General features: G+C 51.3%; 19 protein-coding genes. 17 read left to right on the forward strand and 2 right to left on the reverse strand.

Annotation, left to right across the window (positions count from 1 at the left end; all coding sequences use genetic code 11):
- The first annotated feature begins 31 nt into the window (after positions 1–31).
- From HMPREF1640_RS01990 to HMPREF1640_RS02015, 6 genes are all read left to right on the forward strand, one after another.
- Positions 32–622 carry a DUF4290 domain-containing protein gene (locus tag HMPREF1640_RS01990; RefSeq protein WP_036891947.1) on the forward strand — a complete coding sequence of 197 codons (591 nt, stop codon included), beginning with the start codon at positions 32–34 and terminating at the stop codon, positions 620–622.
- A 3-nt stretch (positions 623–625) separates the two neighbouring features.
- A complete protein-coding gene (gene murA, locus HMPREF1640_RS01995; RefSeq protein WP_036891950.1) occupies positions 626–1,936 on the forward strand; it encodes a UDP-N-acetylglucosamine 1-carboxyvinyltransferase in 1,311 nt (436 codons plus the stop codon).
- Positions 1,929–2,450, forward strand: a complete 522-nt coding sequence (gene rimM, locus HMPREF1640_RS02000) for a ribosome maturation factor RimM (RefSeq protein ID WP_036891952.1) — start codon at positions 1,929–1,931, stop codon at positions 2,448–2,450. Before murA ends, rimM begins: the two co-directional genes overlap by 8 nt.
- Positions 2,451–2,486: 36 nt before the next feature.
- On the forward strand, positions 2,487–3,653 hold the full coding sequence (locus tag HMPREF1640_RS02005; protein WP_036892010.1) for a 1-deoxy-D-xylulose-5-phosphate reductoisomerase: 1,167 nt from the start codon (positions 2,487–2,489) through the stop codon (positions 3,651–3,653).
- Between the two features lie 119 nt (positions 3,654–3,772).
- Entirely contained in the window at positions 3,773–5,206 is a 1,434-nt protein-coding gene (rseP, locus tag HMPREF1640_RS02010; RefSeq protein WP_036891955.1) for an RIP metalloprotease RseP, read from the forward strand.
- A gap of 38 nt (positions 5,207–5,244) precedes the next feature.
- Positions 5,245–6,228, forward strand: a complete 984-nt coding sequence (locus HMPREF1640_RS02015; RefSeq protein WP_036891958.1) for a transporter — start codon at positions 5,245–5,247, stop codon at positions 6,226–6,228.
- Between the two features lie 1,005 nt (positions 6,229–7,233).
- Here HMPREF1640_RS02015 and HMPREF1640_RS02030 read toward each other — a convergent pair.
- Positions 7,234–8,091, reverse strand: coding sequence for an enoyl-ACP reductase (locus tag HMPREF1640_RS02030; protein ID WP_036891965.1), 858 nt, complete (start codon positions 8,089–8,091; stop codon positions 7,234–7,236).
- A gap of 436 nt (positions 8,092–8,527) precedes the next feature.
- Here HMPREF1640_RS02030 and rplM point away from each other — a divergent pair, with 436 nt between their 5' ends.
- The 4 genes from rplM to tsf all read left to right on the forward strand — a co-directional run bounded on the left by rplM (position 8,528) and on the right by tsf (position 11,717).
- Positions 8,528–8,989: a 50S ribosomal protein L13 gene (rplM, locus tag HMPREF1640_RS02035; RefSeq protein ID WP_036891967.1), complete on the forward strand. Its 462-nt coding sequence runs from the start codon at positions 8,528–8,530 to the stop codon at positions 8,987–8,989.
- 12 nt (positions 8,990–9,001) lie between these two features.
- Entirely contained in the window at positions 9,002–9,388 is a 387-nt protein-coding gene (rpsI, locus tag HMPREF1640_RS02040; protein ID WP_036891969.1) for a 30S ribosomal protein S9, read from the forward strand.
- Positions 9,389–9,651: 263 nt separating this feature from the next.
- Positions 9,652–10,605: a 30S ribosomal protein S2 gene (rpsB, locus tag HMPREF1640_RS02045; protein WP_036891971.1), complete on the forward strand. Its 954-nt coding sequence runs from the start codon at positions 9,652–9,654 to the stop codon at positions 10,603–10,605.
- Positions 10,606–10,718: 113 nt separating this feature from the next.
- On the forward strand, positions 10,719–11,717 hold the full coding sequence (gene tsf, locus HMPREF1640_RS02050) for a translation elongation factor Ts (RefSeq protein WP_036891973.1): 999 nt from the start codon (positions 10,719–10,721) through the stop codon (positions 11,715–11,717).
- 246 nt (positions 11,718–11,963) lie between these two features.
- On the opposite strand, the gene HMPREF1640_RS02055 is transcribed toward tsf, so the two are convergent.
- The gene (locus tag HMPREF1640_RS02055) at positions 11,964–12,332 is read right to left on the reverse strand and encodes a hypothetical protein (protein WP_036891976.1); all 369 of its coding nucleotides are present in this window, start codon (positions 12,330–12,332) and stop codon (positions 11,964–11,966) included.
- Between the two features lie 53 nt (positions 12,333–12,385).
- On the opposite strand from HMPREF1640_RS02055, the gene HMPREF1640_RS02060 reads away from it, so the two are divergent.
- The 7 genes from HMPREF1640_RS02060 (at position 12,386) to HMPREF1640_RS02095 (ending at position 21,357) form a co-directional block, all read left to right on the forward strand.
- Positions 12,386–12,727: a hypothetical protein gene (locus HMPREF1640_RS02060; RefSeq protein ID WP_036891978.1), complete on the forward strand. Its 342-nt coding sequence runs from the start codon at positions 12,386–12,388 to the stop codon at positions 12,725–12,727.
- Between the two features lie 57 nt (positions 12,728–12,784).
- Positions 12,785–13,402: a fumarylacetoacetate hydrolase family protein gene (locus HMPREF1640_RS02065; protein WP_036891981.1), complete on the forward strand. Its 618-nt coding sequence runs from the start codon at positions 12,785–12,787 to the stop codon at positions 13,400–13,402.
- Between the two features lie 90 nt (positions 13,403–13,492).
- Positions 13,493–17,032: a type IX secretion system sortase PorU gene (porU, locus tag HMPREF1640_RS02070; RefSeq protein ID WP_036892011.1), complete on the forward strand. Its 3,540-nt coding sequence runs from the start codon at positions 13,493–13,495 to the stop codon at positions 17,030–17,032.
- A 72-nt stretch (positions 17,033–17,104) separates the two neighbouring features.
- On the forward strand, positions 17,105–18,268 hold the full coding sequence (gene porV, locus HMPREF1640_RS02075; RefSeq protein WP_231565817.1) for a type IX secretion system outer membrane channel protein PorV: 1,164 nt from the start codon (positions 17,105–17,107) through the stop codon (positions 18,266–18,268).
- A 39-nt stretch (positions 18,269–18,307) separates the two neighbouring features.
- The gene (gene ispF / locus HMPREF1640_RS02080; RefSeq protein ID WP_036891985.1) at positions 18,308–18,787 is read left to right on the forward strand and encodes a 2-C-methyl-D-erythritol 2,4-cyclodiphosphate synthase; all 480 of its coding nucleotides are present in this window, start codon (positions 18,308–18,310) and stop codon (positions 18,785–18,787) included.
- Positions 18,788–19,303: 516 nt separating this feature from the next.
- Positions 19,304–20,578: a glycosyltransferase family 4 protein gene (locus tag HMPREF1640_RS02090; protein WP_036891989.1), complete on the forward strand. Its 1,275-nt coding sequence runs from the start codon at positions 19,304–19,306 to the stop codon at positions 20,576–20,578.
- Entirely contained in the window at positions 20,575–21,357 is a 783-nt protein-coding gene (locus HMPREF1640_RS02095; RefSeq protein WP_036891991.1) for a glycosyltransferase family 2 protein, read from the forward strand. The genes HMPREF1640_RS02090 and HMPREF1640_RS02095 overlap by 4 nt, the downstream gene beginning before the upstream one ends.
- Positions 21,358–21,440: the final 83 nt, after the last annotated feature.

A 21,440-nucleotide genomic window follows, 5' to 3' on the forward strand; every position in this document is an offset into this window, starting at 1 on the left:
CTCCCTTGATAAAGGCAAAATAACAATACTTATGAATATAGACGGATTGGATTACAATACCCAACGAGAAAAGCTCGTGTTGCCGGAATATGGCCGGGAAATACAAAATATGGTGAACTACGCGTTGACGCTGGAGGATAAAGAAGAGCGCCAGCGCTGTGCCGAGACCATCGTCATGACCATGGAACGCATGTTCCCGCAAATCAAGGAGAGCGCGGACTACAGACAGAAACTGTGGGATCATTTAGCCTTGATGAGCGATTTTAAGCTCGATATTGATTGGCCTTATGATGTGTCACAAGCCAAATCTATTGGCACAAAGCCAGAACCAATGGTTTATCCCAACGACAAGATTTCGGTGCGCCATTATGGACGCATGTTGTTCGAGCTCTTCGACAAGCTCAAAACCATGCCCGAGGGCGAGGAATACGACGCCTTGGTCAGGCTGACGGCTAACCAGATGAAACGCGACCTCATGCAATGGAGCCACGGTTGCAGCGACGAAAAGGTGGCGGACGACTTGGCTCGCTATACGGACGGGAGGGTGCGGATAGACCTTGGAAACTTTAAGTTTGACAAGATCTCGGTCCGCGAAAACGATAGAAAACGTAGAAAGAGATAGCCTATGGAGTCTTTTGTCATCGAGGGGGGGCATCAATTGTCCGGCACCATCATCCCTCAGGGCGCCAAAAACGAGGCGCTACAGGTCGTCAGTGCCGCGTTGTTGACGGATGAGCCGGTAAGAATATCAAATATCCCCGATATTCTCGACGTTAACAACCTCATTCGTTTGCTCAAGGATATTGGCGTGAAAGTTGTCAAAAACAGTCGGCATGACTATACGTTCCAAGCCGACGCGCTAAACCTCGACTACCTTGACAGTATTGAATTTGTCAAGAAATGCTCGTCGTTGCGGGGGTCGGTGCTCCTTATAGGGCCGTTGCTCGGACGTTTTGGGCGAGCCATTGTGGCCAAGCCGGGGGGGGACAAGATAGGGCGAAGGAGGCTTGACACCCATTTCTTGGGATTTAAAGAGTTAGGCGCTGATTTTGTCCACGACCCTGAACGCAATGTGTATCACATCACGGCTAAACGCTTGAAAGGCACCTATATGTTGTTGGACGAGGCGTCTGTGACGGGCACCGCCAATATCATCATGGCCAGCGTCTTGGCCGATGGCGTGACCACCATCTACAACGCGGCCTGCGAACCATACGTGCAACAGCTCTGCCATATGCTTAATGGCATGGGGGCCGTCATCAGTGGGATAGGCAGTAACCTGCTCACCATTGTCGGCACGAAAAGCCTTCACGGCACGAGGCATCGCCTGTTGCCAGACATGATAGAGGTCGGATCGTTCATAGGCATGGCGGCAATGGTGGGCAATGGCGTACGCGTGAAAGATGTGTCATTGAGAAATTTGGGCGTAATCCCACAATCTTTCCGCCGTCTTGGCGTTAAAATAGAGGTGGATGGCGATGATATTTTCATACCTCATCAAAGTCACTACGAGGTGGAATCCTTTATTGACGGCACCATTATGACATTGGCGGACGCACCTTGGCCAGGGCTCACGCCAGACCTTTTGTCTGTGCTGTTGGTCGTGGCCACGCAAGCGCGGGGCTCGGTCTTGATACACCAAAAGATGTTTGAGAGCAGGCTTTTCTTTGTTGACAAACTCATAGACATGCGCGCCCAAATCATCCTTTGCGACCCACACAGGGCTGTTGTGGTAGGCCAGGACCACCGCATCAAGTTGAGAGCCGGCAGGATGACAAGTCCGGACATTCGCGCCGGCATCGCCTTGCTCATAGCCGCGATGGGCGCCGACGGGGTAAGCCGTATCGAAAACATCGCCCAAATAGACCGTGGGTATGAGGATATAGAGTACAGGCTCAATCAATTGGGAGCCAAAATATCTCGTGTGGATGATTAAAAGGGAGGACGTTTACCGCATAGGCCAATTGGAAAGGCCACATGGCGTGAGGGGAGAAATCACGTTTCGGTTTGTCGACGACGTGTTCGACAGGGTGGAGGCCGACCATCTTTTAATAGAGCTTGATGGCATTTTTGTTCCTTTTTTTATAGAAGAATATCGTTTTAAGAGTAACGAAGTGGCATTGCTTAAGTTTGAAGACATCGACACTCAAATGCAAGCGCGTGAGATTTCGGGTTGTGATGTTTTTTTTCAAAGGACACGTTCCGGGGACGATGCCGGCCATCTGAGTTGGTCAGAAATCGTGGGATACAAAATCCTCGACGCCCAAACGCACAAGCCTGTGGGCGTAGTCAAAGGCGTGGACGACAGCACTGTCAACGTCTTGTTTGAGGTGGCGGCCAATGATGGCAGGGAAATCCTGATCCCGGCAGATGCCAGTCTCATCACCAAAGTGGACAATAACACGCGCGTCATTGCCATGAACATACCTCAAGGACTGCTCGATTTATAGTCGTGGCGTATGGAATGGCACAATCAAAACAATATAATGAAGAAACAACAGATATGTATTCTCGGCAGCACAGGGTCAATAGGCACGCAGGCACTCGATGTCATCGCGCGACACTCAGACCGCTACGAGGTCTACTGTCTGACCGCAAACAACAGCGTGGAGAAACTCGCCGAGCAGGCTCGCCGCTTCAATCCGGCTTGCGTGGTCATTGCCAACGAGGAGCGTTACGAGCTTTTGACGGATTTGTTGTCCGACAAACCGGATATCAAGGTCTATGCCGGGGCGGATGCGTTAAGCCAAGTTGTCGAGTCTGACGCTATCGACGTGGTCATCGCCTCGATGGTGGGCTTTGCCGGATTGGTCCCCACCATCCAAGCCATCAAGGCTCGCAAGAAGATAGCTTTGGCCAACAAGGAGACGCTTGTGGTGGCCGGAGAGCTGATGTTGAACCTCGTGCGCCAGTACCATGTGGACCTGCTGCCCGTGGACTCGGAGCACAGTGCCATATTCCAATGCCTTGTGGGCGAGGATATGAACGAGGTGGAGAGAATATTGTTGACCTGCTCGGGCGGACCGTTCAGGCTCCACTCGCTCGACCGGTTGGCTGGCGTCACCGCGGCAGACGCCTTGCGTCACCCCACGTGGGACATGGGCGCGAAGATCACGATAGACTCCGCCACGCTGATGAACAAGGGCTTTGAGGTGATGGAGGCCAAGTGGCTCTTTGGCGTGCCGGCCGAGAAGATACAAGTGCTGATACATCCGCAGAGCGTGGTGCATAGCGGCGTGGAGTTCAAGGATGGCGCGGTGAAAGCGCAATTGGGCGTTCCGGACATGCGCTTGCCTATCCAGTATGCCCTGTCTTATCCCCAACGCCTGTCATCGCAAGGTGACAAGCTCGACCTGTTCAAAACCCGAACATTGGAGTTTTACGAGCCGGACATGGACAAATTCAAATGTTTGGCCTTGGCTTACGAGGCCATACGCCGTGGGGGTAACATGCCGTGCGTGCTCAACGCGGCCAACGAGGTGGTCAACGCGGCATTCAGACGCGGCGCGTGCACGTTCTTGGGCATGGCGGATATCATAGAACAAACCATGCGAGAAGCCACTTTTGACAGTAATCCAGACCTCGATGTCTATCTCCAAACAGACAAGGAGGCCAGAAACATAGCGACCAAGATTCTTAATAAAAACAATTAATTGACTATTATTTAACACTTTTCACAAGTCAAAGGAATTGTTGTTCCTCCAAACTTTATACGTTCTTTTTTGTGTCGTGAAAGTAGATAAATAATGCTTACAATAAACAATTTAACGCAATGGAAATCTTTTTAATCAAGCTCCTCCAATTCATTTTGTCCATATCCCTGCTTGTTTTTTTGCACGAGGGCGGTCATATGTTGGCGGCGAAGCTCTTCGGAGTGCGCGTGGACAAGTTCTTTGTTTTTTTTGATGTCAGCGTTGGCAAGTGGGGAGGAAAACTTTTCAGTTTCAAACCTAAGGCCGGAGACACCGAGTATGGCGTAGGATGGCTGCCGCTTGGGGGCTATTGTAAGATAGCCGGCATGATAGATGAGAGCATGGATACCGAGCAGCTGAAACAAGAACCGCAGCCGTGGGAGTTCAGGACGAAGCCCGCGTGGCAGCGTCTCATCATCATGGTGGGTGGCGTTACGGTCAATTTTCTGCTGGCTCTTTTCATTTATTCCATGATTATGTACCATTGGGGCGAGAGCTATGTGGGCATGTCCAACATGACCGAGGGCATGAAGTTTAGCGCCGAGGCCAAGAAGCTCGGTTTCCAAGACAAGGATATTCTTGTTGGCACAAACATCCGGCCCTTCCGCGACTTCAATATAGACGTTTACCGCGACCTGTCCGAGGCCCAATACGCGGATGTCGTCCGCGGTGGCAAAAAGGTGCGTGTCGCGCTTCCCGGCGATATCAACCTGTTGGACATGTTGCAGGCCACGCCGAAGTTTGTCGAGCCATTCATCCCCGCTATCGTCGATACTGTATTTCGCCGTGTGCCGGTAACGGAAGGTGGCGGCGTCTCTGTCGTGGCGCCAGCTTGCCAGATAGGATTGGCCAAGGGCGACACCATACGTTCCGTCAATGGCAAGGCCATTGGCTCATACAACGAGTTTATGGACGAGATAGGGCGCGTGGAGGACCAAATGACGGCCGCCAAGACTCGCAAAGACAGTGTTGATCTGCGTCGCGTCACGCTCATCGTGGCCAAGGCCGGAGGCGCTGGTGTCGATACATTGCATACGACGCTCACTCCCAACTTGAAGTTAGGTTTTGCCGTGCCAAGCATAGCCAAGATGTACGCGTCCAAAAGTACGCACGTCACTTATGGTTTCTTGGCGAGCTTCCCGGCTGGCGTCAAGTATGGATGGAACGTCCTTTCGGGCTATGTCAGCGACATGAAGTACGTCTTTACGGCCGACGGCGCGAAGAGCCTCGGTGGCTTCGGCTCCATCGGCAACTTGTTCCCGGCTTCTTGGGATTGGTACATGTTCTGGCGGATGACAGCTTTTTTGAGCATCATATTGGCATTTATGAATATCCTGCCCATTCCAGCCCTTGACGGTGGGCATGTGATATTTTTGCTCTATGAAATCATTACGCGCCGCAAACCCTCGGAGAAAATCATGATCCGCGCCGAGTATGCCGGTATCGTCATATTGATATTGCTCATGGTGGTGGCCAATCTGAACGACGTTTTAAGATGGATTGGCGTGATGTAGACCGTCGTGTCTATTTGGCTATCTTGTAATAATATGCCATGAATGTTATCAGATTTGTAAGAAATTGGATATTGCCGTTAGCCATTGCGACAGGCATCGTGGTCTACTTGCTTTTCCACTTCGTGCCTTTTTTGCAGCCCATCGGCGAGTGGTACGCCCCTTACAACGACAGCGTGCTGCCCGATTTCATGTTTCTCGTGCTGTTTGTTACTTTCTGCAAGGTGGATTTCGGTCGGTTGCTGCCCGTGAGATGGCATCTGTGGATAGGCGCGCAGCAGATGGTTTTCGCGCTCGTTCTTGTGGGTGTCATTCTTGGCTTGGGCGTCAGTGGCGGCGCGTTGGTCATGCTCGAGGCCATATTGGTTTGCGTTGTCAGCCCGACGGCCTCGGCCGCTCCTGTGGTAACGGCTAAATTGGGAGGCAGCTTGGAGGAGATGACCACCTATACATTTCTTTCCAATTTTATCTCGGCCCTGCTCATTCCCCTTTGTTTTCCATTGCTTCCGCAGGCCAATGGCGGCACGGTCAGCATGGCGTTCGCGCCCCTGTTCTTTCGCATCTTGTGGAAAGTGAGCGTTGTTTTGCTCTTGCCCATGATCTTCGCCTATTTTGTCAAGCACTATGCGCGCGGGCTGCATCGCCGTATCGTTGGCGTGAAAGACCTCAGTTATTACATGTGGGGTTGTTCCTTGGTTGTGGTGTCGGGCACCACGGCCATGAACATTCGGGAGGCTTGGGAGCGCACTTCGGCCTTCTTCCTCGTGTCGATAGCCCTCGTGGGGTTGGTGTTGTGCGTCGTTCAGTTTGCCACGGGTCGTTGCGTCGGCCATTGTTTCGACAAGACCAACGAGGCTGGCCAGGCCCTTGGACAAAAAAACACGGCCTTCGCCATCTGGGTTGCCACGGCGTTCTTGCATCCGTTGTCGTCGGTAGGACCGGGGTGTTACATACTTTGGCAAAACATCATCAACTCCGTGGAGATATGGATGTTGCGCCGGCGCGGTCTCGAGAGGTCTTCTTGAGCCGGCTACGCCCTCGCCATATAGTGGTCGCGCCAGCTTGGTGGCGATGGTGTCCAATCTTGACGAGTTCACCTTGTCATGCTTGGCTGTCGCCGCTTGCGTTCTCACCCTCGCGCCGCCTTGTTCGACGCGCCCCTTGCCATTCATGCTCGCGCGTTGCCCGCGCGCTGCCATTTGTCAGGAAACAATCACAAAAAAACGTATGTGGGAAATCTTCTTTTTAGCAGCGTTTCCTTTGTTTTTGGGTGCGATGGCGCGTCGCGAGAGTAGACTTGCGACGCCTCCGTGTCGCGGCCGATACTTAATCGCTTTGCGCTTGAGCCTTGAACGCGTGGTGTCTCGGTCTTGATCGCGTCGCGTTTGGTGCCCAATCGACGCGCGATTAGGCGTTAAACGCGACGCATGCAGAAAACTTTTCTCGATCCAAACGTATATTTTGCATACAAGTCATTGGTGATATGCGTTTTACGAAAAACTCAAATGCGTGGCGTATTTGAGGGCGAGCGTGCGCCCGCTCGCGAATACGCGAGGCTCGTAAGGCTTTTTGTCAAATGTTTTCTAACAAAATTATCCGCGTCTCTCGCATGTTATCCCCTTGGCCATGGCGGCAGCCGTGTTGCCCCATGTTGAGCGGGATAATCAAGCTCTGTCCTTATGGCATGCCGTCTCAAGCCACCGCGCGCATGCGGCGGGAACGTGACGAGCCAAGTCGTCGCTGGCGCCACACCCGTGCGATGCCAGCTAATAACCGGGTGTCTGACAAGGTGACGAACTTTGCCCTTGGCCGCGATTATTTTTGTATAAAACAGAGGATAACGTCAAAAAGCGACGCGTGGCAAGAATGGTCAAACCTATGTTTTTGATTTTTCAAAAAAGATTTACGTGACAACAATGCTCGCCATTTTCAAGTTTGGAGTTAAAAAAGCCATTCCAATCATAGTGATTAGAATGGCTTGACTATGAAGTAACAGTTGCTTACATTATAGTTGCAAATCTAAGCAATGCTTATCCGTAGACGATATTGCCGCTCTCGTCCTTGTATTCGTCCAATCCTTTTTCGTAGGTGGCCATGGCCCGCAGGCTCATTCCCACGCTGGAGAAGCCGCCGTCGTGAAACAGGTTTTGCATGGTCACCTTGCGCGTGAGGTCTGAGAACATCACCACGCAGTAGTCGGCGCATTCCTCGGCCGTGGCGTTGCCGAGCGGAGACATGCGGTTGGCGAAGTCGTACAGCTTGTCCATGCCCTTCACTCCCTGCCCGGCCGTGGTCATTGTGGGCGATTGCGAGATGGTGTTGATGCGCACATGGTGCTCCCTGCCGTAGATGTAGCCGAAGCTACGGGCTATGCTCTCGAGCAGCGCTTTGGCGTCTGCCATGTCATTGTAGCCGTAGAACGTGCGTTGGGCAGCCACGTATGACAGCGCCACGATGGAACCGTACTCGCTGATGGCGTCGAGCTTTTTGGCGCTCTGGATCATCTTGTGGAACGAGATGGCCGATACATCGAGCGTCGTGTCCAGCATTTTGTAGTCTAAATCATCGTAGGTGCGGCGCTTGCGCACGTTGGGCGACATGCCTATGGCATGGAGCACAAAGTCTATCTTGCCCCCCAACACCTCCATGGAGCGACGAAAAACATTTTCCAAATCCTCCACGTTGGTGGCGTCGGCCGGTATCACTTCGCAATGCAGTTTGTCAGAAAGCGCGCTCACGGTGCCCATCCTGACAGCTACCGGCGTGTTTGACAAAGTGATGGTGGCGCCTTCTTCGACAGCTCGCTCGGCCACTTTCCATGCGATGGATTTCTCGTTGAGAGCACCAAAGACGATGCCTCTTTTGCCTTTCAATAAATTGTTGCTCATATTGTCATTGTTAATAAAACATGTGCAAAGTTACACAAAAAAGAAACAAATGTGCAGTTTTGGGCAAAAAAAAGGTTTTTGTGCGCTTGCCATCGTTGAGTGGCCATTGGCGCAATGATAGTATATAGGCCAACATTTGCGCGTTAAGAATTTTAAAAAGGGTTAATAATTTTTAAATATTGGCTTTTTGGTTGTTTTTGATCGTTTAGTCATCTGTAAAATAAGTACTTTTGCATACCGATTATTTTTGGGGCACGCTTAGAGTCCCTTGCGCGTTGTGTTAATAGCGATGCCTTTGGCCGGACATCGTGGTTAGTGAATCAATGGCGCGACAGAGCGAAAGCCATGGATGGTCTCTTTTAGACTGGAGGCGCCGTGAGGTCTCTGTTTTATCAGGTAATAAAAACGTTTTTTAGTAGAAAATTTATTTTTTAAAATGGACACTTTAAGTTACAAGACTATTTCCGCCAACAAGGAAACGGTGCATAAGGAGTGGGTGGTAGTTGACGCCACCGACCAGATCGTGGGTCGTCTCTGCTCCAAAGTCGCTAAGTTGATACGTGGAAAGTACAAGCCAGATTTCACGCCTCATGTAGACTGCGGCGACAACGTCATCATTATCAATGCCGAAAAGGTGGTTTTCTCCGGCAAGAAAGAAACCGACAAGATTTATACTCGTTATACCGGCTATCCCGGTGGCCAGCGTTTCAACACGCCCGCGGAGCTGCGCAAGCGCAAGGATGGCGCTGACCGCATCATTCGTCACGCCGTCAAGGGCATGCTGCCTAAAGGTCGTTTAGGACGCGCCTTGTTGGGCAATCTTTACATTTTTGAGGGTTCGGAGCACAACATGCAGGCTCAGAAGCCCAAGGCTATTGATATTAACCAGTATAAATAATAAAGGAGAAAGATGGAATTTATTAACGCAATTGGTCGTCGTAAAAGCGCCGTAGCTCGTGTCTATCTGTCTGAGGGCACTGGCAAGATCACTATTAACAAGAAAGATTTGAAGGAGTTCTTCCCATCAGCCATCCTCCAATACGTGGTTAAGCAGCCGTTGGAGCTGTTGGAAGTTGCCGAAAAGTATGATATAAAAGCCAACTTGGACGGTGGCGGCTATACCGGCCAGAGCCAAGCTTTGCGCTTGGCCATCGCACGCGCGTTGGTGAAGATAAACGCTGAGGACAAGAAAAATCTCAAGGATCACGGCTTCCTCACACGCGACAGCCGTGCCGTTGAGCGCAAGAAGCCGGGACAGCCCAAGGCTCGCCGTCAATTCCAGTTCAGCAAACGCTAACGCAATTGCAAGTTCAAAATTCAAATGTCAAAATTGCCAAGCGGCGTGACGCGTGGTTCGTTTTTTGATAGATGGCGACGGCATGTTGATGATTTCGAATCGCCGCGCGATGAAACGCGCGGCCCAATTTTGAGTTTTAAATTTTGAATTTTTAATTGAAGCCCTCGTTTAGTATCTAAATTGACGAGATTCTTAAGACTACTCGCCAATTGGTTCTAACAGAATTAAAAAAGAAAGTAAACAATTTAAACAAGAAAAGAACAATGTCAAGAACAAATTTTGACCAATTATTGGAAGCCGGATGTCACTTCGGCCACTTGAAACGCAAATGGAACCCAGCCATGGCCCCTTACATTTTCATGGAGCGCAACGGCATTCATATCATCGATTTGAACAAGACGGTGGTAAAGATTGACGAGGCGGCTGAGTCGCTTAAGAACCTCGCTAAGAGTGGCAAGAAGATACTGTTTGTGGCCACCAAAAAGCAGATAAAGGATATTATAGCCGACAAGGCAAACTCGGTTAATATGCCATACGTCACCGAGCGATGGCCCGGAGGTATGCTTACCAACTTCCCCACCATCCGCAAGGCGGTGAAGAAGATGACGAATATCGACAAATTGATGAACGATGGCACCTATGCCAACCTTTCCAAGCGTGAGATCCAGCAGATAAATCGCCAGCGCGCCAAGTTGGAGAAGAACCTTGGCTCCATAGCCGAGCTTACCCGTCTGCCTTCCGCTTTGTTTATCGTGGACGTGATGAAAGAGCATATCGCTGTTCGCGAGGCCAATCGTCTTGGTATTCCCGTATACGGAATCGTGGACACTAACTCTAATCCACGCAACATAGACTTTGTCATTCCTGCCAACGACGATGCCAAAGACTCTGTGGAGACCATTCTCTCGGCAATTTGCGAGGCTGTCTCTGAAGGCCTGCAGGAGCGCAAGGCCGAGAAGGCTGACGACAAGGCTGCCGCCGCTCAGGCTGACGAGGCCGGCGAGGGCAAGCGTCATTCTCGTCGCGCCCGTAAGCAAGAGGGCGCCGAGGTATCCGCTGACAAAAACGAGACAGAGGTTGTCGCTGAGAAAACAGCCAACGTAAAGGAGAACGCGGAGGAAGAAAAGCAAGAGGCCAAGGCTGGGAAAGCGGAGGAAACCAAGGTTGCGGCCGAGGAAGCTAAACGCGCCGAAGAGGAGGCTCCTGCCGCTGAATAACGCTACGCGTAGGGTCTTGTGGCATGAAATAGGTGCGATCTCGCTTCTATAAGTGTACCACAAGACCTTGTCATTTTCATATAGAATGTTAAATTAAAAGATTAAATCATATTATGGCTGTTACAATAGAAGATATCAAGAAGCTCCGCGCCATGACCGGAGCTGGCATGAAAGACTGCAAGAAGGCACTCGCCGAGGCGGATGGCAACATCGACAAGGCTGTGGAACTCGTGCGTGAGCGTGGTTTGGCTATCGCCGCCAAGCGTTCTGACCGCGAGACATCCAACGGCTGTGTGCTCGTGAAGAGCTGTGACAATTTTGCCGCGATCATCGGCTTGAAGTGTGAGACCGACTTCGTAGCGAATGGCGCTGACTATGTCGCCTTGACCCAAGAAATCCTCGACGCTGCCGTGGCTGCCAAGGCCAAGAGCTTGGATGAGGTGAAAAACCTTAAGCTCGCCGACGGCAATACCGTGGCAGACGCCGTCACTCAACGCTCTGGCGTTGTGGGCGAGAAAATGGAGCTTGATGGATACAACGTGCTCGAGGGAAGCAATATCTACACGTATGACCACATGGCCCGCCACACGCTTTGTACCCTCGTGAGACTCTCCGACGCTAATGAGGACGCGGGTCACAAGGTGGCTATGCAGGTGGCTGCCATGAAACCTATCGCGCTGAATGAGCAGTCGGTGTCTCAAGAGGTGAAGGACGAGGAGTTCAAGGTGGCCGTGTCCAAGACCAAGGAGGAGCAGGTGGAGCGCCAAGTGAACGTCGCTTTGAAGAAAGCTGGTATCAACTCCAATTTGGTGGACTCTGACGACCATATCGAATCGAACATGGCCAAGGGCTGGCTCACCGAGGAAGACGCCAAGAAAGCTCGCGAAATCCGTGAGACGGTTTCGGCAACGGCGGCCGCCAATATCAAAGAGGAGATGGTGCAGAACATCGCCAAGGGGCGTATGGCCAAGTTCTTCAAGGAGAATTGCTTGGTGGACCAAGAGTTCCAGTTTGCCGATGGCGACAAGATAACCGTTTCGCAGTGGCTCAACCAACAGAGCAAAGGATTGCAAGTGGTGGACTACAAACGTTACGGTTTGGCAGCCGACTAATATTTAAGGCGTTCGCGCCTTGTTATATACAGACCATGGAAGGAAAAACTTCCATGGTTTTTTATGTTTTTTGGGGGGGCGTCTCGCGCTGTCACGTCAAAGAATTTAGTATCTTTGCAAAGAGTCCGCTCATATTTCATAGAGGATGGAACGCTTGTCGTTTCTTCTTTTTGTCGTTGCCTTGGCACTGATGGCTGTCGCTCGGCGTGGCACGTCGAGCAAGGTGTCGCCTTTCGTTCGCAAAGCTTATAGTGCCGCGCGCGGCCTGTCCATGCCATCTGGCACACGCTCCTCGTCATCGCGCGGGGGGCGCTCATGGCATTTGTCCAATTGGATAGCGAAGGCGACGGGCCTCTTGCGCCCAGCCGTTGCAGAGTTGGGGCGCGCTTCGGAAAATTCTTTGTGGCGGAAATACCTTTGGAAAGATTGGGACATTTGTCGCTCGATCGCCATGTCATGCGCATAGAAACGGGGCATGGAGCTATCGCCCAGTTGGGCACGACGGCCGTCATGGTTAACGCGTCGAGGGTCCATGCGTGTGTTGACTTTCCTCGAGAATACACGGGAAAAGGTGTTGTTGTCGGTGTGCAGGATATTGGATTTGACCTCACTCATCCTACATTTTCAACAAAAGAACCTGTGGTTGGAGACGTTTCTGCGGCGCGTCGATGGCCGCGCCAGTGGTGAGGGGCATCATCGCGTTGTGGTTGGAAGCTGGACCCACGCTTACCATGCGTGACTGTTTGGAGGCTTTCGAGGCCACATGCCATCGGCGCGAAGCGTCGATTACCTATCCGACCAACTACGAAGACTATGGCGAGACAGACGCTTGGGCATGGCTTAGCTATATCTTGGAGCACGAAGGGATGGACCTGAGAGGCGTCAATGTGTCGACTTTTGACATCAGGTGCGTGTATACCGTGGATGGTCGTCGTGTTGGAATGAATGTCGAGAATTTGCCATGGGGGGAGTATATCAGGGATGTGAAGAAGTTTATAGTGGCCCATTAAGAAGTGGCCCAAAGTTTGCCCAAGTTGAATTAACCATGCTAAACGTGTTGTTTAACGATGAAGATATTTGCTATTGGTATGAATTATGCCTTGCACAATAAAGAGATGCGAGGCACGTTATTAAAGACAGAAAAGCCAGTCGTGTTCCTCAAGGCAGACTCGAGCCTGCTGAAAAACGGCAAGCCGTTCTTCGTGCCAGACCATTTGGGGAGAATAGAATACGAGGCGGAAGTGGTGGTTCGCGTCTGCAAGTTGGGCAAGACGGTGCCCGAGCGTTTCGCCCCGCGCTATTATGACGCGGTGACGGTGGGCATAGACTTCACCGCCCGCGAGTTGCAGCGTGAGTTGATAAAGCGTGGGCACCCTTGGGATTTGGCCAAAGGATTCGACGGCGCCGCCTGCATTGGCGAGTGGACGGACAAGAATGAGTTCCTTGATATACAGGGCATAAACTTTCACCTCGACGTCAACGGACAGACTGTGCAGCGTGCGTGCACGTGCGATATGCTCCACAAAGTGGATCAAGTCATTGCCTACATCAGCCAATTTTACACTTTGAAGACTGGCGACCTGCTCTTCACGGGCACCCCGGCGGGAGTGGGGCCAGTGCGTGTAGATGATCATTTGGAGGGCTATTTGGAGGATCGGAAGGTGCTCGACTGCTATTGCAAATAGGCGTGGAGCGCCAACATGTGGCGCGCGAATGGCCATACCCGTGCCGCATATGCCATGAAGCCCTCTTCGTTTTATATGAACAGCATCAACATGAATATACTTTCTCGTTTCATAGCCATGTCATCGTTGTTGTGTTTGGGCGTCAATGCGCAAGCGCAACGATTTTACAACCTTTCTCCCGAGGACGTGAAGATAGGGACAAAATTACCCATTTTCGCTTGCTCTATACCATTATCGGGAGCTTTTTCCGACTCGGTCTACACCGCTTTTATACGTTATCCGGAATTTATGGACATGTCGCCGTCAGACGTGGCAAGGTTTCGTCGCTTGTCAGACAGCGTCCCTATGTCATTGCCCAAGATAAGGCAGCAAGTTGTAACGAACCGAAAACAAGGTGCGTTGGAGGTGGAATTTTGCCCCGTGATTTATCGAGAGGGTAAATACCAAGTGCTTGTCAGCTTCATGCTGGGCGTTAGCTCCAAGGCCCAAGCCGGCAACATGACACGCGGGGCGATGGCGACTCGCGGGACGAGCAAGCCCGAAAGATATGCCGCGCACTCGGTGTTGGCCCATGGAAAGTGGGCGAAGATAAGGGTGCCAGCCACAGGAGTGTACCAATTGACAGACGCTTTAATACGCAAGGCAGGATTTTCGGATATAAACAAGGTGAAGGTATTTGGTTATGGTGGCAATCTCCAGAACGAAACTTTGTTGGAAGCTGACTTGCGCAATCTTGACGACTTGAAGGAGGTGCCTACATGCGTCGTTGGGGGGCGAAGGCTTTTTCACGCCAAAGGGCCTGTGAGTTGGGCTGGAAACGAGGCTGCGATACGTACCAGAAACCCATATTCTGACTATGGCTATTATTTTCTTACAGAGGCGAATGACGCTCCGAAGCACGTGGACGCCAAAACGTTTGTGGACTCGTTTTATCCTTCTGCGGCCGATTATCACTCTCTTTATGAGGTGGATGGCTATAGTTGGTACCCCGGTGGCCGAAACCTGTTTGACAGAGAAGGTATCTCGATGGGACGATACAAGCAAGTGGTTCTCGAAAACAAGAGCGGTTCCAAGACGGGTAAGCTCTCGGTGAGCGTCACGGCTGGAGTGCCCACTCGGGTGGAAATCGCGCTCAATGGCAGATTGATAGGCACCCAAGACATCATGATTGGAGAGCATGAAAACGGCAACGCGTCTACCAAGGTGTACGATGTTCGGCGCCTGCTCGATACGGACACGGTGACGATAAAAACCGTCTCGGGTGGTCCCGCGCGTCTGGATTATGTCTCAATGGCATGGAGCGGAAAGGTTCCGGCGCCCAACCTTCAAGGCACATTCCCGGTGCCGGAATATGTTCATAATATCACCAACCAAGACCTTCATGCGCACGGCGCGGCGGACATGGTGATCATAATACCCACTTCGCAAAAGCTGTTGGAGCAGGCGCGACGACTTGCCGATTTCCATACCAAGCATGACAAGATGCGTGTACGTGTCGTGCCGGCAGACGAAATTTTCAACGAGTTCTCAAGTGGCACGCCCGACGCGAACGCTTATCGCCGATATTTAAAAATGCTTTACGACCGCGCCCAAACCGAAAAAGACATGCCTCGCCACTTGCTTCTCTTTGGCGATTGCGTGTGGGATAACCGCATGCTTACCCCTGAGTGCAAGTCGTTCAGCCCGGACGATTTCTTGCTTTGTTTCGAGAGCGAGAACTCTTTCAGCGACTTGTTTAGTTATATGGACGATGGTTTCTTTTGCTTGTTGGACGATGGGGAGGGCGCGAACCCTCAAAGAAAAGACAAATTGGACGTGGCGGTGGGACGCTTTCCGGTTAGAACCCCCGAGGAAGCCAAGGTGATGGTGGACAAAACCATAGATTATGTCAACAACACCCATGCCGGAGGATGGCAGAACACCTTGGTCTTCATGGGCGACGATGGCGATAACAACCAACACATGAGAGACGCGAACTCAGCCGCCGACATGGTGGACAAACTATATCCTGGCTACCAAATCAAGAAAGTGATGTGGGATGCTTATCATGGCGAGTCGTCCGCCGTGGGCCATCGGTATCCAGAGGTTAGGAGGATTCTCAAGCAACAGCAGCGCGAGGGAGCGTTGATCATGGACTATTGTGGGCATGGAATCTTCGATTTGATTTCCCATGAGCAAGTGCTTGGCATAAAAGATTTCGAGCAACTAAAAAATAAGCGTTTGTCCCTTTGGATTACGGCGTCGTGTGGCATCATGCCTTTCGACGGCGTGCAACCTAACATTGGCGAGTCTGCCGTGCTCAATCCCCAAGGGGGCTCCGTGGCATTTTGGGGAGCCATGCGCACCGTTTTTCAAATCTATAATAAGAAAATCAACATGGCTTTTCTCAAGCACGTGCTCAATGTAAACAATGGAAAGCCCACAACCATGGGCGAGGCGCAGCGCTTGGCGAAAAACGAGATGATTGAAAGTGGCGATGACCGTACCATCAACAAGTTGCAATACGCGCTCCTTGGCGACCCCGCCATATCGTTGTGCCTGCCCACCCATCGTGTCATCGTGGATTCTATCAACGGTGTCAAGTTGGCCGACGTTTCCGCTAATGTTAGTCTCAAGGCGGGCGAAATGGTCAAGGTAAGTGGGCATATAGACAACGCCCCCAATTTTAATGGTGTGGTTTCCGCCATCGTGAACGACTCGCGCGAGTTGGTATCGTGCAAGATGAACGCCAGCGCGGAGGCCGAGGAGCCATTCGAGTTTTACGATAGGCCGACAGTCTTGTTTAGTGGTTCTGACAGCGTGAGGAACGGTCGATTTAGCTTTTCTTTTGCCATGCCCATGGATATCAACTATTCTGATCAAGCTGGCCTGATGAATATCTACGCCGTGAACAATGGGCGCAATGTCATGGCCCATGGGTATGACGACCATTTCATGGTTGGAGGAACGGGCGCGCTGGTTGCCGACACCTTGGGCCCCAAAGTGTATTGTTACCTAAACACGCCCGAATTCCAAAATGGCGGACAAGTGAACGTCACGCCTTATTTTGTGGCGCAGTTGTCCGATGTGTCAGGAATTAATACGGCGGGCAATGGCATTGGGCACGATTTGCAACTTGTCATTGACGGCGACGCTTCGAAAACTTATAACCTTAACGAATATTTCAAATTAGATTTTGGCACTTACACTGATGGCAAGGTGACTTTCAGCATCCCTCAATTGGAGCCTGGCCACCACTCCTTGGAATTTCGAGCTTGGGACACGAGAAATAATTTGTCCACCGTCTCGCTCGATTTCACGGTGGTGAAAGCTCTTCACCCCAACATCTCCAGCGTGGCGTTGTCCACCAACCCCGCTCGCGAGTCCACCACGTTCATCATCAGTCATGACATGGGCGGAAGCGACATGGATGTCACCATCGACGTTTTTGACATGAGTGGACGACTGCTTTGGACACACCATGAGACCGGAGCGGCCGCCGATGGCACTTATACCGTCGACTGGAATCTTACGCGAGCCAATGGCAGCAGGTTGCAAACGGGCGTGTACCTCTATCGGGTGCGCCTGTCCAGTGATGGAAGCCCCCAAGTCTCAAAGGCCAAGAAGTTGGTTGTGATAAGCAATAAATAGGACGTAATGAGCGTTTGTTATAAACAAACATAATATCGAAAACAGACAATGAGCACATTTTTTAAGATATGGATGGTCTGTGCGTGTTGCGCCATAAGCCTTTCCGTGTCCGCCCAAGACAAGAAAGACATGTTCAATCCCGAGCACGCTTCGGTCACGTCCCAAACCATTGCCCCAGACGCTCGAGCCGCCGGCATGGGCGACGTGGGAGTCGCTACCGACCCAGACGTGGCCTCGCAGTATTGGAACCCCGCCAAATATCCATTCTCAATAAGTCGCGCCGGCGTGGCGTTGAACTATACCCCATGGCTCCGCCAGCTTGTCAGCGATATAGACTTGGCTTATCTCGCTGGTTACTATCGTATCGGTGATTACAGCGCGGTGTCTGGCTCGTTGCGCTATTTTTCACTTGGCGAGGTGATGACAAGCACGGCTGATGATGCCATGACCATCCATCCTTACGAAATGTCGGTAGACGTTGCCTACTCATTAATGCTCAGTGAGCACTTCTCGCTTGGTGCGGCCGTGCGTTGGATTTATTCTGATTTGACCTACAATTACACTGATGACACGGCTCCCGGCTCGGCTTTCGCGGCGGATTTGTCGGCATATTACCAAAACTATCTTAACCTTGGGAGTCGTGAGTGTCAATTAGGTTTGGGGCTTAACATCTCCAATGTCGGCAGCAAAATCAATTTTGGCAGCGACGACAACAGTGAGTTCATTCCCGCCAACCTGCGCTTGGGCGCATCCTTGATGATACCCATCGACGAGTATAATCGCTTCACCATCGCGGCTGATGCCAACAAACTGTTGGTGCCCACTTATCCCACGGAAGACCAATTCAAAGAAGCCCCCGACAAAGGCAATTACAACGACTATACTGACTATGTCCAAAAAAAATATTACGACATCTCTTCCATCAATGGTATCTTCAAGAGTTTTGGCGACGCCCCTAACGGTCTCAGGGAGGAGTTGCAAGAAGTGCGATGGAGCGCGGGTGTGGAATACACCTACAATGACCGGTTCTCGCTGCGCGCCGGATACCACCATGAGAGCGAAAACAAGGGTAATCTCAAATATTTCACGGTGGGCGCGGGCTTCCGCATGAGCGTTTTTTCGCTGGACGCGGGCTATGTCATCGCCACGGCCAAGAGCAATCCATTGGACCAAACGCTTCGTTTCACGCTCAACTTCGATATGGACGGTATCAAAGACCTGTTTAACAGGCGATAAAATTCCACTCAATTTATCATTTTACAAAACTTTCTCAATATGACTATCAGGGTAGGAATGGGCTACGATGTCCACAAGCTCACCACAGGCAGGGCCCTGTTCTTGGGTGGCGTGAGGTTGGAGCATGACCGTGGATTGTTGGGCCACAGCGACGCTGACGTGCTCATACACGCCATCTGCGACGCCCTCTTGGGCGCCGCCAACATGCGCGACATTGGCTATCACTTTCCGGATACCAGTGCCGACACGCTTGGTATGGACAGCAAGGTCATTCTGAAAAAGACAGTGGTGCTGCTGGCCGAAAAAGGCTACCGGGTTGGAAACATCGACGCCACGGTGTGCGCCGAGCGTCCAAGGATTAATCCGCACATACCAGCCATGAAAACATGCCTGGCCCAAACGATCGGATGCGACGAGGATGCCATCAGCATTAAGGCCACGACCTCGGAGAAAATGGGCTTCGTGGGGCGACAGGAGGGTATGGCGGCATACGCTGTTTGCCTGATAGAGAAACCGTAACGCCACAAGATCGCCCACTCAATGTGGGTGTCTTTTTTCGCTCAAAAAAAAATACGTTAAAACTCATCAGCGAGCTTCAACGTATCTTTATGTTTAACTTTAATTTTTTTCTAATCAAATGAAAACCTCCCGGCCTTCATTGTCATCCGTTAAACAATCTATCAAATCTACCTTAAACCTAATAACTAAAAACCTAAATCTATTACTACTAACCTAAACAATCTATTAACCTTTTGGTGTTGCAAAGATACGGCAAATATTCTTGCATGGCAATATTGTTGGACGCCCAAGACGTTATTATGGTTGTTTTCTTGACACAAATCAATTGTTTGTGTTCGTACACAGCGTTTTTTTTGCCTGCTTGGCGCACATTGACGCCATCATGGTTGGCAAGTTTCAGCGGCGCTATGGCCAAGGCAAACGCGCTCCATACAGCCCCGTTTATATATTAAACGGCATTGTGGGCGCTTATCTCGTAGCTTTTTATTACCTTTGCGACAACAAGATTGTATACCCATGCGAGTACTCTTAGTGAATACAAGTGAGCGTTCCGGGGGGGCGGCCGTGGCCACCCGCCGGTTGATGGAGGCGTTGAACAATAATGGAGTCAAGGCAAAGATGGTAGTTGCCGACAAGCAAACCGACAACATCCATGTGGTGAGGTTGCCCCATCCATGGTTTCACCGCTTTTGTTTTTTGTGGGAGCGTTTTTGTATTTTCTTGCATCTCCGTTTCAATAGACAACATTTGTTCCAGATAGACATAGCCAATGTTGGCTCAGACATCACCTCTCTGCCCGAGTTCAAGGCGGCGGACATCATCCATTTGTCATGGATCAATCAAGGCATGCTCTCGCTCTCCGGTATCAGAAAGATACTTAAAAGTGGCAAGCCCGTGGTTTGGACCATGCACGATTTGTGGCCCACGTCGAGCATTTGCCATCTGTCGCTCGGGTGCGAACGGTTCAGGGAGCATTGCCACCATTGCCCATACCTACCTCATGGAGGTGCCAAACGAGATCTTTCCTATCGCGTTTGGGAGAAAAAGTATAAACTTTATCGACAATATCACATTTCTTTCGTGGCGTGCAGCAAGTGGCTTGCGGCAGAGGCTAAGCGTAGCAAGCTTATGGATGGCCAAGTGGTGACAAGTGTTCCAAATCCGTTGAACACGCAAGTTTATTACCGACAAGAGCGTCAGATGGCTCGACGGTCGTTGCGTTTGCCATTGGACAAGCGGCTCATAGCGTTTGTGGCACAGCGCGTCACCAATGTGAACAAAGGTATGTCCTATCTCGTGGAGGCCTGCCAAAAACTCGCGGCGCAATATCCCGAGACGCGCCAGAGTGTGGGCGTCGCCATATTGGGAGGCTGTGCCGAAGACTTTGCCGGAGCTTTGGAGCTGCCTGTTTATCCTTTGGGCTATGTCGACGAGGAGAAAAAAATCGTTGACGTGTATAACGCTGCCGATGTTTTTGTCTTGCCGTCCCTGTCCGAAAATCTCCCCAACACCATCATGGAGGCGATGGCTTGCGGCTTGCCTTGCGTGGGCTTTAACGTGGGCGGCATACCCGAAATGATAGACCATCGTAAGAACGGATACGTTGCCATATATAAGGATGCCGATGATTTGGCTCGCGGAATTAGGTGGGTGCTCTTCGAGTCTGATTATGAGTCGCTCTGCCGTCAAGCCATCCAGAAGGTGTGTCAAACCTATTCGCAACAATCAGTCGCCTTGAGATACATCGAGGTATATAACCAAGCGTTGGCGCTAAAAGACTATGACCTATGATCACATTTTCCATTATCACCTGTACATATAATGCCGAGCACGAGTTGCGCCGCACGCTTGACAGTGTCTTTGAGCAATCATACCCTTATGTGGAGTATATCATCATTGATGGCATGTCGAGGGACGGAACGATGGTCATGGCGCGGTCATATCAAGAAAAAAACGCGAGTGTCGATAATGAGCGCCGCGTGGAGGTTGTCTCTGAGCCTGATAGCGGACTTTACGATGCCATGAACAAAGGTATAGATCGGTCTACGGGCGACTATCTCGTCTTTCTCAACGCTGGAGACGTGTTTCCCGGGCGTGACACCCTTGAACGTGTGTCGTTTTGTTTTGCCGATGGCGAGGAGTTGCCGGCTGCGCTCTATGGCTATGCCGATATTGTGAACGACGAGGGGCATTTTGTTTGTCACCGACACTTGCAGCCGCCCCAAGAGTTGTCATGGAAATCGTTCAAGTGGGGCATGTTAGTGTGCCACCAGTCTTTTTACGCCCGCGCCGATCTTGCCAAGCACAATCATTATGACTTGCGGTATCGTTTCTCGGCAGACGTGGATTGGTGCATCCGCGTGATGCAAGAGGCCGAACGCCGGCATTTGCGTTTAAAAAACGTGGGCATGGTGTTGGTGAACTATTTGGAGGGAGGCATGACAGCCAAGAACCATCAGGCGTCGCTGAAAGAGCGTTTTCGTATTATGGTCAAACACTATGGCCTGCTCACCACGCTCGCGACGCACGCTTGGTTTGTCATCAGGAGCGCGAGAAAGAAATCAACCTGACGTGGCTTGCTCGTTGTCAAGCTGTGGGATGCCATGATTGTTTGGCCCAAAATCAACGGCGACGCCCGCCTGAACATGTTCAG

Origin of the sequence: Prevotella sp. S7-1-8, from assembly GCF_000758925.1 — a bacterium.
In the GTDB taxonomy this organism is placed as follows: domain Bacteria; phylum Bacteroidota; class Bacteroidia; order Bacteroidales; family Bacteroidaceae; genus Prevotella.

Coding starts and splice junctions, on each gene's coding strand:
- HMPREF1640_RS02090 (WP_036891989.1), top strand. CDS start 19,304: ATGCGAGTACTCTTAGTGAATACAAGTGAGCGTTCCGGGGGGGCGGCC.
- HMPREF1640_RS02055 (WP_036891976.1), bottom strand. CDS start 12,332: ATGAGTGAGGTCAAATCCAATATCCTGCACACCGACAACAACACCTTT.
- HMPREF1640_RS02015 (WP_036891958.1), top strand. CDS start 5,245: ATGAATGTTATCAGATTTGTAAGAAATTGGATATTGCCGTTAGCCATT.
- rseP (WP_036891955.1), top strand. CDS start 3,773: ATGGAAATCTTTTTAATCAAGCTCCTCCAATTCATTTTGTCCATATCC.
- HMPREF1640_RS02065 (WP_036891981.1), top strand. CDS start 12,785: ATGAAGATATTTGCTATTGGTATGAATTATGCCTTGCACAATAAAGAG.
- murA (WP_036891950.1), top strand. CDS start 626: ATGGAGTCTTTTGTCATCGAGGGGGGGCATCAATTGTCCGGCACCATC.
- porU (WP_036892011.1), top strand. CDS start 13,493: ATGAATATACTTTCTCGTTTCATAGCCATGTCATCGTTGTTGTGTTTG.
- HMPREF1640_RS02060 (WP_036891978.1), top strand. CDS start 12,386: ATGGCCGCGCCAGTGGTGAGGGGCATCATCGCGTTGTGGTTGGAAGCT.
- ispF (WP_036891985.1), top strand. CDS start 18,308: ATGACTATCAGGGTAGGAATGGGCTACGATGTCCACAAGCTCACCACA.
- rimM (WP_036891952.1), top strand. CDS start 1,929: ATGATTAAAAGGGAGGACGTTTACCGCATAGGCCAATTGGAAAGGCCA.
- HMPREF1640_RS02030 (WP_036891965.1), bottom strand. CDS start 8,091: ATGAGCAACAATTTATTGAAAGGCAAAAGAGGCATCGTCTTTGGTGCT.
- rplM (WP_036891967.1), top strand. CDS start 8,528: ATGGACACTTTAAGTTACAAGACTATTTCCGCCAACAAGGAAACGGTG.
- rpsI (WP_036891969.1), top strand. CDS start 9,002: ATGGAATTTATTAACGCAATTGGTCGTCGTAAAAGCGCCGTAGCTCGT.
- rpsB (WP_036891971.1), top strand. CDS start 9,652: ATGTCAAGAACAAATTTTGACCAATTATTGGAAGCCGGATGTCACTTC.
- porV (WP_231565817.1), top strand. CDS start 17,105: ATGGTCTGTGCGTGTTGCGCCATAAGCCTTTCCGTGTCCGCCCAAGAC.
- tsf (WP_036891973.1), top strand. CDS start 10,719: ATGGCTGTTACAATAGAAGATATCAAGAAGCTCCGCGCCATGACCGGA.
- HMPREF1640_RS02005 (WP_036892010.1), top strand. CDS start 2,487: ATGAAGAAACAACAGATATGTATTCTCGGCAGCACAGGGTCAATAGGC.
- HMPREF1640_RS01990 (WP_036891947.1), top strand. CDS start 32: ATGAATATAGACGGATTGGATTACAATACCCAACGAGAAAAGCTCGTG.
- HMPREF1640_RS02095 (WP_036891991.1), top strand. CDS start 20,575: ATGATCACATTTTCCATTATCACCTGTACATATAATGCCGAGCACGAG.